Here is a 13,512-nt window from a genome sequence, read left to right on the forward strand (position 1 = left end):
CGCTTCGGTGCGCATGTCCAAGGAGCGCCAGATGGAAGAGCCCGGTTTACACACCGCCATCCTGAGCGAACTGATCGCCCGCCTGCGCGGGCCGGCCGGAACCGGTGAAGCGCTGAGGGACATCTCCGAAGCCTGCGAAACCGCGCGTGCCGCCGGCCTCGGCAGCGACGTGGAGGCGATGGCGGCACTGGACCGTGCGACGGCCGATCTGGACCCCATCCTCCGTGAATCGGCGCTGGCCTATGTTTCGGGCGATTTGCGCCGGTACCTGCGCATTCTCGATATGCTGGACAATGTGCTCGATCTGGCGCCGCTGGAGGGCATCAACCAGATCTACTGGAGTATGCAGCGCCAGTTGTTCCTGATGCGCATGGACATGGGGTCCGTCCCGGACTTCGTGGCCGGGCGGGTGTTGCCGTTCTACGAGCGCTTCCTGAAGCAGATGTCCCTTCGCCTGGGGCTGGCACCGGCAGCGAGACCGGCGGGCAAACCGGCGACCGGCCGGGTCGTCATGGTCACCAACCAGTTCCTGTCCGACCAGCACCAACCGTCGCGCGACCTGCTGACCCAGATGGTCCGGTTGCAGCGGGACCTGGGCCGCACGGTCCTGGCGCTGAACACCAATATGATGCCGGACCGCTATTACAGCCCCTTCATCCCGCCCTTCGCCGCCGCAGTGGAAGAGAGTCTGTCCGGCGATCGGACGATCCGGTTCGGCAACGACACCGGCCGTCTCCTGTCCTCCACCGCGCGCGGCATCACCGCCGAGAAGCTCAACGGCTTTTTCTCCGCGGTGGAGGAGTTCGACCCCGATCTGGTGATCGCCTTCGGAGGATCGGTGATCGTCGCCGATCTGCTGGCCTCCGCACGGCCGCTGCTGTGCATTCCGACAACCACCGGCCAGACCATCTCGCTCGCCGACATCGTTCTGGACTACGGCGGCAGGACGGCTCCTCCGGGCGAGGGGCGACTGTCCCGCTCCTGGCGGCCATTCCGGCTGGGCATGGCACTGCGACAGGAAGACGGTGCAGCGACGCGGTCGGAATTCGGTGCGGCGGACGGTTCCTTCCTGTTCGTGGTCGTCGGCAACCGGCTGGACGCGGAGGTTGATGCCGCGTTCATCGCCCTGCTGGAACGTGTGCTGGATGCGGTCCCGCAGGGCGAGGTTCTGTTCGCCGGAACCGTCGATACGCTGCCCAGGCGTCTCGCCGCCTCGCGTCACGCGGCGCGGCTCCGTTACCTCGGCCATGTCGAGCGCATCGGCGCGCTCCTACCTCTGTGCGACCTCTTCCTCAATCCCCGCCGCACCGGCGGTGGCGGCAGTGCGGCCCATGCGCTGGCATCCGGGCTGCCGATCCTAGCCTTCGACAGCGGCGACGTGGCAAGCATCGCCGGGCCTGGGTTCGTCGTGGGCGACAGTGACAGCTTCCTTGAACGCGCGGTTGCGCTGGCCGTCGACCCTGCCCTGCTGTCAAGAAGCCGCGAAGACGCACGCAATCGCTTCGCCACGGTGAAGCAGGAAGAGTCCGACCCGACCCAACTCCCCGTCTACATGAACGAGGCGGTCGACCTGTACCGGCTGAGGAGCTGAACCAGTGCGTTTCCTCCTGTGTGGCCACGGCACCTCCGAAGTCCTGTGGTCAACCCATGCTGCACTGATCGACCTTGGTCATGAATCGGTGCTGGCCCTGCCGGACATCTCGCAGGACATCATCGATCGTCCCATCGATGCCCTGTTCGTACTGAACCTCTTCCAGATTCCGCGCGACACCATCGAGATGCTGCTGGCGTATGTCGCAAGCTTCGGCAAGCGGCCCGCGGTGGTCCACCTCTGCCTGAACCACCCGGTCGAGGAGATCGGCGCCCAAACGGTGGAGGAGGTCAGGGAAGCCGATCAGTGGATGGATCGGCAGAATGTCTTCATGTGGTGCATGTGTCCGGCGGCGGCGCAGCAGGCGAACCGGATGGGTTTGTCGCGCGTATTTTACGAGCCGCTCGGCGTCCATCGCTGGATCTACATCGCACGATCGGCGGACGGCACATCCGATCTCTACAAGCGCTGGATGTCTCTGAACGATACGGAACTGGTCCGCCACCCCTATGCGGCCATGAGGGGTGAGGCCGATGCCGCAGAAGGCGAGGCTCTGGTCCGGAACCGCTTCCTCTATCTGGGACAAGGCTGGCCGGACCACATCCCGACCGGACCCGAGCTCTCCGACCCGGCAATCTCCACCGCAGCCGCGTCCGTTGCCGGCATCATGATGGAAAGGCCGGAGTTGAATCGGATTCAGGCGATGGATCTGTGCGGATTGGCCGAGCGGTCTGCGGATCCGGGCTGGACACTCCGTTTCAACCGGGCCTTCACCATTGCATTTGCGGTGGAGAACCGCCGCAGATTTGCCACCGCCCTCCGCCACGCCTTCGGGGAGACATTCACCCTCTGGGGCAATGGCTGGGAGCGCCTTGGTATCGATGCAGGCCCCGTGTCCTCGGCTCTGAGGAACGCTTACGGCACGGCAGCCGCCTGCCTGGATTTCGGCAGTCTCGCCTATGACACCGCGGTCTTTCCCAGAACACTGGAGATCATCAAACGGAATGGGCTGCTGGTCGGCTGGCGGCACACAGATGCCGCGCAACTTTTCGGCCCGTATGAGCAGGACCTTACCTTCACCGAAGAATTCGACGCGGTACGGGTCCTTGAAAAGCTGGCAAGCGATCCCGGCCACCGTGAGAAACTGCGCGAGGCCCATCTGAACTGGGCATACGAATCTCTGGCTCTCACCGGCATTTTGCCGAGGATCATCGCGCGCTTGCAAACCTGAGCAAAAATCCTGTCACGCAGGCCCACTTCAGAACAGCGGCTCGGCGGCCTGTGACCGGGTGCCCGGCTTCATGCCGCGCCGCCTGCCGCGGACAGGCTTTGGGCTGGCCGGAAGCAGCCCCTCCCTTTGGGCGCAGAGATCGTGCCAGACATGTCCCGGCCGCTCCGGCGTCCAGTACATGGGCTCGCCGAGCAGAACCTCTTCCCCGCAGCAGCTGCAAGGTGGATATGGGCTGGATGTGTGTTCGGACCGGTCCATCACACCGTTATGCCAGTGACGAGGCGACCCGTAAGTGATGCGGATCAAATCCGACCGCAAGAGGGCAAAAAAAATGTTCCGCTCAAGGTTGAGGGCGGAATCGCATGCGCGATCCGCCCTCTCCTGACCGCAGGACGGGGCTGCACGCCCGCCCTTGCTATGTCCGTCCCCGTTACTGTGCGTCCGCCAACGCCACACATGCGCGGTCGCGGCCGGCGAGGCTGCCGCAGCCGTCTGCCCGCTGCGAGACGAAGCGCATCACCACGCGCTCCCCCTTGCCGACCGATTGCGGAGGCAGCAGGGCTTCGGCGACTTGGGTGGTGAATTGCGGGCTGACACGGTGAGTCGACGAGGCCGGGCGCGGCTCGGCACTGGCGACCTGGACCGGCATGGCGGGTGCGGCGGCCGGTTGCGGCAGCGACGCGACGACGACCGGCGCAGCCGCCGGGACCGGAGCCGCAACCGGCTCCGCAGCCTTCTGTTCGGCCGGGCGCGGTTCCATCCGGCGCGGCTCGACCGCGCGGGAGGGCGGAACCTCGGCGGATGCGACCACGACGGGCGGCGGTTCGGACAGCTGCGGAGCCGGGACCGCTGGCTGCCCGCCGTGCGGCTTCGGCGCGTCGTCCGGCACCACCGCGATTTCGATGGCGCCGGCGCCGGTCGCCAGCGACGGCTCACGGGGGGCGGAGCCGCGCAGCACAGGGGTCAGCGCGGCCAGATACAGCTTGGTCTCGCGCGGCAGGCGCTGCTTGCCGGCCAGATGCTGGGCATAGCAGCCCGGTCCGCAATTGTAGGCGGCAAGGAATCCCGGCGCGCCGAACAGGTCGTACATCTCGCGCAGATAGGCGGTGCCGGCCATGATGTTGTCGCGCGGATCGGACGGATCGGAACCGAGGCCATATTGCGCCCGCATCAGCTCATAGGTGCCGGGCATCACCTGCATCAGGCCGATGGCCCCGGCGGAGCTGGTCAGAACCTTGCCGTTGCGGTTGGTGGCGCGGCCGTTGCTCTCCCGCATCATCACCGCGCGGATCCATTTCTCCGGCATATCGTAGCGCTGGGACGCCTCGCGGATCAGCGGGACCCAGCGCGAAAGCGGATCGTTCGGGTCGGGGACGTAGACTGCTTCGACAGGAGGTGCCGTCTGCACCTGCGGCGCTTCGGTGGCACAGCCGGCAAGGCCGAGCGCGAGGCACAGCATAGCTCCGGCGGCGTTGATCGTCGCAAGGTTCAGTTTGACCACGAGGGGATTTCCGTGCTGTTGGCGCGGCAGGACAAGAGATGGCTCGCTTTTCAATGTATAGCCCACGCCTGTCAAGCGACAACGCGACCGTTTTCCGAATCCTGTCCCGAAGATGCCCCAAAAAAGCCCTATTGATCCCTTGTTCTGGAGTGGGCAACTAGGATTTTCGGCAAATGTCTGTATGCCTATGTTCGCTGTCCCTTCGAACAGGACAGTTCCGTCACAAGCCGCGACAATGGGAACCTTGACGGAACATCGGCGCCACCCTTAATGGAGGGCGACGGCCGCGCCCTCAACCCGCTCCGATATTGCCGGCGCCGACAACGAAGACCGCGCAGGCACGGCCGAACTGGATCGAGCATGATGACCGCCCCGCAACGGACAGTTCCCCCGCCCCCTCAGCCGCTCAAGCCGCAACGACCTTCACCGCAAGACGATGCCCTTCCCCCGCCCCGCCCGCGGCGCTTCCGCTGGCTCGGCTGGCTCGTCGTCCTGCTGGTGGCTGTCGGTGGGCTGGCGCTGTGGCGGGCCCAGGGCCCGGCAGCGACACCCGCCGCCCCGCCCGTGCCCGCCGGCGGGCGTCCCGTGGAACTGTCGGCGCTGGAGGTGACGGCCGTCGCCCCACGCGCGCTGACCGAGACCGTCCGCCTCAGCGGCTCCGTCTCTCCGATGGAGCAGTCGGCGGTCAAGGCGGAGGTGGCGGCCAGGCTGGCCGAGGTGCCGGTGCGCGAGGGGCAGGCGGTGCGCCGCGGCGAGGTGCTGGCGCGCTTCGAGACCGTGGAACTTGCAGCCCGCCTGAACGAGAAGCAGGCCAATCTGGAGGGCGCCCGTGCCCAGCTGGTCCTGGCTGAAAAGACGCTGGCCAAGAACCGCACGCTGAACCGCAACAACATCGTCTCCGACACCAGCCTGGATCAGGCGGAAAGCAGCTTCGGTTTCCAGCGGGCGCAGGTGGACGCGCTGGCCGCCCAGGTGGAGCTGGCGCGCAAGGCCCTGCGCGACGCGGTGGTGGTCAGCCCGATCGACGGGATGGTCGCCACCCGCTCGGTCAATCCGGGTGAAAATCTGGCGGTAAATGCCGCGATGTTCACCATCGTCGACCTGTCGCGGGTCGAGGTGGAGGCGACCGTCCCGGCGGAACAAGTGGCGAGGCTCGCAGTCGGCCAGACGGCCCGGCTGCGGGTGGAGGGTTTTGGAGAGCGGGAGTTCGCCGGCCGCGTCGTCCGTATCAATCCGATGACGCGGGCGGGATCGCGCGCCGTCCCGGTCTATGTGACGGTCGACAACAGGGACGGTGCGCTTCGCGGCGGCATGTTCGCCAGCGGCGAGGTTCTGGTGGCGGAGGCGGCGGGCGCAATCGCGGTGCCGCCGGTCTCCATCCGCCATGACGACGAGGGAGAGTTCGTTCTGGTGATCGCCGACGGCCGCACCGTGCGCCGCCCGGTAACGCGGGTCGCGCAATGGGCGCGCGGCGATCTGGTGCAGGTGGAGGGGCTGGCGCCGGGCGACCGGGTCGTCACCGGCAACCTGCCCGGCCTGACCGCCGGCCGCGCCGTCGCTGTCGTCGGCACGGCCACCGGCTCCTGAGGACCGGACAGCCCCATGCCGATCACCCGCATCAGCGTCGACAATCCGGTCTTCGCCACCATGATGATGGTGGCGCTGATGGTGCTCGGCCTTTTCTCCTACAATCGGCTGGGCGTCGACCTGTTTCCCGACGTCGATTTCCCGGTGGTGGTGGTCAGCACCAGCTATCCCGGCGCCAGCCCGGAGACAGTGGAGACCGACATCACCCGCCCGGTCGAGGATGCGATCAACACCATCGCCGGCATCAAGACGCTGACCTCCCAATCCTACGAGGGCCAGTCGGTGGTGATCGCGGAGTTCGACCTGAAGACCTCCTCGGTTCAGGCGCTGCAGGACGTGCGCGAAAAGGTCTCGGCCATCCGCGCCACCTTCCGGGACGAGGTGAAGGACCCGCAGATCACCCGCTTCAACCCGGACGACCAGCCGATCCTGTCCATCGCGGTGACATCGGACCTGCGGTCCTTGCGCGACCTGACCACGCTGACCGACCAGATCATCCTGAAGCGCCTGCAGAATGTCCGCGGCGTCGGCAAGGCCACCATCGCCGGCGGGGTGAAACGCCAGATCCTGGTCCGCCTGAAGCCGGAGAAGCTGGAGGCCCTGACCATCGGCGTCGACGAGGTGATCGCCACCGTCACCGGCGAGAACCAGGACGTGCCCGCCGGAACCGTCACCGGCCAGGGACGGGAGCGCGTGATCCAGGTGGAAGGGCGCGTGCGCAACCCGCGCGACCTGCTGGACCTGATCGTCGCCCGCCGCGGCGACAGCCCCGTTCGTCTCGGTCAGGTCGCCGAGGTGATCGACGGGCAGGAGGAGCAGGACTCCGCCGCCATGCTGAACGGCAACCCGGCGCTGGCGGTCGATGTGGTGAAGGTCCAGGGCGCCAACACGGTCGAGGTCGCGCGCGGCCTGCATGCGGCGATCCAGGATCTGCGCACCAACGGCTCGCTGCCGCCCGACGTGACGCTGGCGGTGGTGCGCGACAGCTCCCGCGGGATCACCAACTCGCTCAGCAACGTGCAGAAGACCCTGGTCGAGGGCGGCATCCTGACGATCCTGATCGTCATGGTGTTCCTCGGGTCCTGGCGCAGCACGGTCATCACCGCGCTGACCCTGCCGGTCGCCGTGCTGGGCACCTTCGGCATGCTGGCGGCGATGGGCTTCACGCTGAACATGATGACGCTGATGGCGCTGTCGCTCGCCATCGGCATCCTGATCGACGACGCCATCGTGGTGCGCGAGAACATCATGCGCCACCTCGCCCGCGGCCAGGGCCACCGGCAGGCGGCACTCGACGGCACGGCGGAGATCGGGCTGGCGGTGCTGGCGACGACGCTGACCATCGTCGCGGTGTTCCTGCCGGTCGCCTTCATGGGCGGCATCATCGGCCGCTTCTTCCTGCAATTCGGCATCACCGTCTCGGCGGCTGTGCTGATCTCGCTGTTCGTGTCCTTCACACTCGATCCCATGCTGTCCAGCGTGTGGTACGACCCGGCGGCGCACGGCAAACATGGCCGCTCCCTCTTCGGCCGCTTCGCGGCTTGGTTCGAGCGCGGGTTCAATGCCGTCTCGCACGGTTATGGCCGGCTGCTGCGCTGGGGCCTGCGCCGCCGCTTGCTGGTGGCGATCGTGGCGCTGGCGATCTTCTTCGGCAGCTTCCTGCTGGTGCCGCGCATCGGCGTGGAGTTCGTGCCGGCTGCCGACCTCGGCGAGCAGATCGTGGAGGTGGAGACCCCCGTCGGCTCCTCGCTCGCTACCACCACGGCGAAGACCCGCCAAGTCGAGGCGGCGATTCGCGAATTCCCGGAGATCGCCTACACCTACAGCACCGTCAACACCGGCGTGTCCTTCGGCCACAACCGCGGCAGCATCTATCTGCGATACACCCCGATCGAGCAGCGCAAGCGGTCTCCCAACGATCTCGCCCCGTTGCTGCGCGAACGGCTGTCGGCGATCCCCGGCGTCACCATCGGCATCGCCATTCCCGGCGTCGGCGGTGTGCAGAAACAGATCCAGGTCTCGGTGCAGGGCCGCGACATCGCCGAGCTGGACCGGCTGTCGCAGACGGTCATCGGCGCCATGCGCGCCATCCCCGGCTTCGTCGATGTCGACAGCACCCTGAAGGCGGCCAAGCCGACGTTGGCCGTGCGGCTGGAGCGCGATATCGCCAGCGACCTCGGCATCGGCACCGCCAAGGTGGCCGACACCCTGCGCCCGCTGTTCGCCGGCGACACGGTGTCGAGTTGGAAGGCGCAGGACGGCGAGAGCTACGACGTGCTGGTCCGCTTGCCCGAAGGCGACCGCGCCGGCCGCGCCGACCTCGACCGCATCTATTTCTCCGGTGGGAAAGACGCCAACGGCACACCGCGCATGATCCCGCTGTCCCAGGTGGCGGAGGTGGTGACGACGCTCGGCGCTTCGCAGATCAACCGTCGCGACCTGCAGCGCGAGGTGAATGTCCAGGCCAACGCCCAGGGCCGTGCCGCCGGCGACGCCGGGCGAGAGCTGCAGGCGGCATTGGCGAAGATCGAGTTGCCGCCCGGCTACCGCATCGTCTTCGGCGGTTCCACCAAGGACATCGCGGAGACCAGCAGCTACGCGGCACAGGCGCTGGCGCTTGCCGTCATCCTGATCTACCTGATCCTGGCGTCGCAGTTCGGCAGCTTCCTGCAGCCGCTCGCCATCATGGCCTCGCTACCCCTGTCGCTGGTCGGCGTGTTCCTGGGGCTTCTGGTGGCGGGATCGACGCTGAACATCTTCAGCGCCATCGGCTTCATCATGCTGATGGGTCTGGTGACCAAGAACGCCATCCTGCTGGTCGATTTCGCCAACCAGGCGCGCAAGCGCGGCGCCGACCTGCACGACGCGCTGGTGGAGGCCGGGATCATCCGCCTGCGTCCCATCGTGATGACAACCGCCGCGATGATCTTCGGCATGATCCCGCTGGCGCTCGGCATCGGCGAGGGCGCGCAGCAGCGTGCCCCGATGGCCCATGCGGTGATCGGCGGCCTGTTGTCCTCCACCATCCTGACACTGCTGGTGGTGCCGGTGGCGCTGACCTATCTCGACACCCTGTCGCGCCGGATGAAGCGCTGGTTCGCCCACACCAATCCCGACGCGCAGCAGCACCCGGCGGAGTGAGCGTCAGACGAGGGCCGGCGACCGGGCGGAGCTTTCCACGCCGACGCGGCCCAGATTCTGCTCCACCCAGCGGCCCGCGGCCTCGCGCCCGGCGTCGCGCAGCCAGTTCAGGAAGGTCCAGTCGGTCATCAGCTTGGAATAGACGCCCAGATCCTGAAGATGCTCGTCGGCATCGATCAGGTGCAGGCGCGGGGCATCGGTGCGTGCGGACAGGCCGCGCAGTTCCTGCAGCAGGGCGGCGTTGAAGGTGATCTGGTTCAGGCGGGCGGCGATGCCGGCCGGATCCTCCGGGGTGGTGGCGCAGGTGAGGGGATTGATCGCAACCACCAGCAGGTCGGCGCCGGGACAGGCCCCCGCCAGCGGCGACAGCGGCGGATTGGCGAGATAGCCGCCGTCCCAGTAATCCTGCCCGTCGATCCGCACCGCGCGGAACAGGTGTGGCAGGCAGGCCGATGCCAGCAGATGATCGACTTCGACCTCCGTCTCGTCGAACAGGCGCAGGGCACCGCTGCGCACATTGGTGGCGCTGACGAACAGCCGCAGGCCGCTCCGCCGGATCAGCTCCGGCTCCACCATCTCGGCCAGCAGCCCGCGCAGGGGGTGGAAATCCGCCGACTGCGTCTGATAGGGGGTGATCCAGCGCTTCGCCCAATCCACCAGATGCGATCCCGGCGCATGGTCGACGTTCCAGCGGCCGAGCAGCCGGTCGGTCACGCTGGGCCGGATCGGCCCCAGCCGGCCGGCGGCACTCACCCGCTCCCAGAAATTGGCCAGTTCCGCCCGCGCGCCTGCGCATCCGCCCCGCGCCCAGCCCTGCACCAGCATCGCCGCGTTCATCGCCCCGGCGCTGGCGCCGCTGACGCCGACCAGCCGGATATCCTCCTCCAGCAGCCGGTCGAGCACGCCCCAGGTGAAGGCCCCATGCGCCCCGCCGCCCTGCAACGCCAGCGCCAGCGTGGGCTTCGGCGGCGGCAGGGCCAGCATGGACCCTGGCCCCGACAGCTCCAGCGGCTCCGCCGGCGTGACCTGCCGGCTGGTCGCGGGCTTGCCGCAAACGCGGTTCCACAGCTTGCGGATCATGGTCATGGTCGGCACGTCCTCGCTCAGCTATGCTGCATCGCAACATGAGCAGGACCTTGAGCATCGGCAAGGGGGTATGCCCACGGAAGGGGAGGATTGGCACCGCTCTATCCGCCCCGGCATTGGAAAGCCGCCTCCATATGCACTAAGTAGGCACACACCCCAGTTGCCGAGTGCCCCCTTTGCCCACCCCTCCGTACCAAGTCATCCCCATCACCGACCCCGAGGATCCGCGCATCGAACCCTACCGCGACGTGCGCGAACGCGATCTCGTCGGCCGTGACGGGCTGTTCATCGCCGAAGGCGCGGTGGTGGTGCGCAGTCTCGTGCAGTCCACACGCTACCGCGCCCGCTCGCTGCTGATCGCCGACAAGCGGATGGAAGCGCTGCAGCCGATGCTGGCGGCCCTGCCCGTCGGCACACCCGTCTACACCGCAACCCAGCCCGTGCTCGACCGCATCGCCGGTTTTCCCCTGCATCGCGGCATCCTGGCGTTGGGGGAGAAGACCGAAGTGCCCACCGCGGCTGATTTGCTGGCCGCCTGCGGCCCGGTTGCCCGCGTGGTGATGCTGTTTGGCATCGGCAATCACGACAACATGGGCGGCATCTTCCGCAATGCCGCCGCTTTCGGCGCCGACGCGGTGATCCTCGATCCCGGCTGCTGCGACCCACTCTATCGCAAGGCGATTCGCGTGTCGGTCGGGGCGACCCTGCTGGTACCGACCGCGAAGCTCGCCGCCGATGAGGACCCGCTCGCCCTGCTCGACCGCTTCGGCTTGGAGGCGGTGGCGCTGAGCCCCGCCGGCGCCGAGACGCTGGCCGCTCTGGCGCCACCCCACCGCGCCGCCCTGCTGTTCGGGTCGGAGGGGCCGGGCCTGCCGCCGGCATTGCTTGCCCGCGCCCGCAGTGTGCGCATTCCGATGGCGGGCAGCTTCGATTCGCTCAACGTGGCGACCACCAGCGGCATCGTGCTGCACCATATCGCCTCCGGACAGGCCCAATGACCGACGAGATTCCCAAGCTGCCGGCCGACCCGCATCTGGTCCACGACCTCGCCGTCGCCCATCCGGAGGTGACGACGCTGGGCGCCGCCGGCGTGCTGCGGATGCCTGACGCCGAGGCCCGCGGACTGGTGCCGCTCGGCCTGCCGCTGCCCAAGGGAAAGCGCGACCTGCTGGTCCCGGCGGAGCGGCGCGAGGCCATCCTGCTGGAGATCACCGGCCGCATCGACCGCGCCCACCGGCGCGACGCGCTGCTGGCCCAGGGGCGCCGCGCGCTCGCCGGCAGCCATACCGCGTTGCTGTCCTGCGAAGACCGCACCCGTGTCCGCGCCGTGCGCGGCGACGAGCTGCCCTGGCCCGGCCTGTCCCCGGCGATCCGGCTGCAGGTGTCGCGGACCTTCAACGCGCTGGACCTGTCGGACCTGTCCGATGCCGAACTGTCGGCGCGGCTCGACCATGACCCGGCATTGCGCGCCGCCTTGGACGACGCGCTATCCCGCGTCGCCGCCCGGCTGCGCGATCTGGCGCAGCGGGCCGGCGACGATCCCGACTGGGGATTCGCCAGCCTCGCCGACCGGTTGGGCAAGGCCGCCCGCAACCGCACCGATGCCGACGAGCTACTCGACCGCTGGGACCGCGAGTACGACCAGTGGCGCCGCGACCGGGCGGAGGCGCGCGGCCGGGCCTATGTCGACCGCCATTTTGACTTCTCCCGCTTCGAGCGGCTTTTCCCGGTGGCGCGCGGCATGAACCGCCGGCTGGTGCTGGTGATCGGCCCGACCAATTCCGGCAAGACCCACCGCGCCATCACCGCGCTCCGCGAGGCGCGCGACGGCGTCTATCTCGCGCCGCTGCGCCTGCTGGCTCTGGAGGTAATGGAGCGGCTGAACGCCGAGGGCACCCCGACCACGCTCGTCACCGGCGAGGAGGAGATCCGCACCCCCGGCGCCCGCCACACCGCCTCCACCATCGAGGTGATGGACCCCGACCGCCCGGTGGAAGTCGCGGTGATCGACGAGATCCAGATGCTTGCCGATCCGGCGCGCGGCTGGGCCTGGACCGCCGCGCTGATGGGTGTACCGGCGGAGACCGTCTACATCCTCGGCGCACCGGAGGTACGCCCGCTGGTGGAGCGCGCCGCCGCCCATCTCGGCGAAGCTCTGGAGGTGGTGGAACTCGACCGCAAGACCCCGCTGTCGATGCTCGACCGCCGGCTGGAGTGGGCGGAGGTGGAACGCGGCGACGCCCTGATCGCCTTCTCACGCCGCGAGGTGCACAGCGTCCGCGACACGCTGCTGGCGCAGGGCCTGTCGGTCGCGGCCATCTATGGCGCGCTGGCCCCGGCGGTGCGGCGGCGCGAAGCGGCGCGTTTCCTCTCCGGCGAGGCCGACGTGGTGGTGGCGACGGATGCCATCGGCATGGGTCTCAACCTGCCCTGCCGCCGCGTGCTGTTCACCGCACTGGAGAAGTTCGACGGCAGCGCCGTCCGCCCGCTGACCGCGACGGAGGTGAAGCAGATCGCCGGCCGCGCCGGGCGCTTCGGCCAGTTCGAGGAGGGACATTTCGGCGTCATCGCCCGCGGCACCCCCGCCACCCTGAAACGCCTGCTGGAGGCGCCCGACCGCCGCCTGCGCGCCGAAGCCCCCCTGCCCGTCCGCCCGACCCGCGCCATGCTGGCCCGCCTCGCGTCCCACATCGACAGCGACGAGACGCGCCTGCTGGTGGAATGCTTCGGCACCGCGGCTACTGCCGGCTCCCCCTTCCGGCTGGCCGATCTGTCCGCCCTGCGCCGCGCAGCGCCGATGCTGGACGCCCGACGGCTGACCTTGACTGCCAAGCTGGAGTTGCTGCTCGCCCCCGCCGATCTGGAGGAGCCGGAGGACGCCAAGGTCTTCGCCGCCATCCTCGACGCGGTGGAGGCGGGGGAAAGCCTGCCGCTCGCGCGCCTGATCCCGGCCCGGCTCGATGGGCTGACCGCCGATGTGCTGGAAGCGGCGTCCCGGACCTGCGACCTCTATTTCTGGGCGTCCCGCAAATTCCCCGATGCCCTGCCGGACCGCGACCGCGTGCGCAGCGCCCGCGACGCCATCGGGCAACGCCTGTCGGAAGCCCTCGCCTCCCGCGCCCGCCGCCGCGAACCGCCGCCCGCCGCCGGCTTCCGCGGCGCCCCGCGCAAGCGCTTCGGTCCGCGCCGACGGTGAGGGGCGCGATTGGTTCCCGGCAGAATTCGTCCGCATGGCACTGCTGCACTGCGAACGAAGTGACCTTCCCGCTGTTCTGAACTGGACCTGCTCCGGCAGTGCCCCCATATCGATAGATGCGTCCTATTGCGATGCTCAGGAACATCGATTGGACACTATCGAACCGGCCGGCCATTCTT

The 13,512-nt window shown here is 68.6% G+C and carries 8 protein-coding genes; 6 read left to right on the forward strand and 2 right to left on the reverse strand.

Annotated elements, in window-relative coordinates:
• Positions 1–13: 13 nt before the first annotated feature.
• A complete protein-coding gene (locus tag VD964_RS29285) occupies positions 14–1,591 on the forward strand; it encodes a glycosyltransferase (RefSeq protein ID WP_324871977.1) in 1,578 nt (525 codons plus the stop codon).
• A gap of 4 nt (positions 1,592–1,595) precedes the next feature.
• Entirely contained in the window at positions 1,596–2,822 is a 1,227-nt protein-coding gene (locus tag VD964_RS29290; protein ID WP_324871951.1) for a glycosyltransferase family protein, read from the forward strand.
• Positions 2,823–3,252: 430 nt separating this feature from the next.
• Here VD964_RS29290 and VD964_RS29295 read toward each other — a convergent pair whose 3' ends face one another.
• Positions 3,253–4,323: a lytic transglycosylase domain-containing protein gene (locus tag VD964_RS29295; RefSeq protein ID WP_324871952.1), complete on the reverse strand. Its 1,071-nt coding sequence runs from the start codon at positions 4,321–4,323 to the stop codon at positions 3,253–3,255.
• A 360-nt stretch (positions 4,324–4,683) separates the two neighbouring features.
• Here VD964_RS29295 and VD964_RS29300 point away from each other — a divergent pair, with 360 nt between their 5' ends.
• On the forward strand, positions 4,684–5,910 hold the full coding sequence (locus VD964_RS29300; RefSeq protein ID WP_324871953.1) for an efflux RND transporter periplasmic adaptor subunit: 1,227 nt from the start codon (positions 4,684–4,686) through the stop codon (positions 5,908–5,910).
• Between the two features lie 15 nt (positions 5,911–5,925).
• Positions 5,926–9,051 (forward strand): efflux RND transporter permease subunit, encoded by a 3,126-nt coding sequence (locus VD964_RS29305; RefSeq protein WP_324871954.1) that lies wholly within the window; start codon positions 5,926–5,928, stop codon positions 9,049–9,051.
• A 3-nt stretch (positions 9,052–9,054) separates the two neighbouring features.
• On the opposite strand, the gene VD964_RS29310 is transcribed toward VD964_RS29305, so the two are convergent.
• Complete coding sequence (locus tag VD964_RS29310; protein ID WP_324871955.1) at positions 9,055–10,137, reverse strand: patatin-like phospholipase family protein; 1,083 nt, start codon at positions 10,135–10,137, stop codon at positions 9,055–9,057.
• A 176-nt stretch (positions 10,138–10,313) separates the two neighbouring features.
• Here VD964_RS29310 and VD964_RS29315 point away from each other — a divergent pair, with 176 nt between their 5' ends.
• Together VD964_RS29315 and VD964_RS29320 are read left to right on the forward strand one after the other, a co-directional pair.
• A complete protein-coding gene (locus tag VD964_RS29315; protein ID WP_324871956.1) occupies positions 10,314–11,135 on the forward strand; it encodes an RNA methyltransferase in 822 nt (273 codons plus the stop codon).
• A complete protein-coding gene (locus VD964_RS29320) occupies positions 11,132–13,333 on the forward strand; it encodes a helicase-related protein (RefSeq protein WP_324871957.1) in 2,202 nt (733 codons plus the stop codon). Before VD964_RS29315 ends, VD964_RS29320 begins: the two co-directional genes overlap by 4 nt.
• The last annotated feature ends 179 nt before the right edge of the window (positions 13,334–13,512 follow it).

The organism is Azospirillum sp., assembly GCF_035628975.1.
Taxonomy (GTDB): Bacteria; Pseudomonadota; Alphaproteobacteria; order Azospirillales; family Azospirillaceae; genus Azospirillum.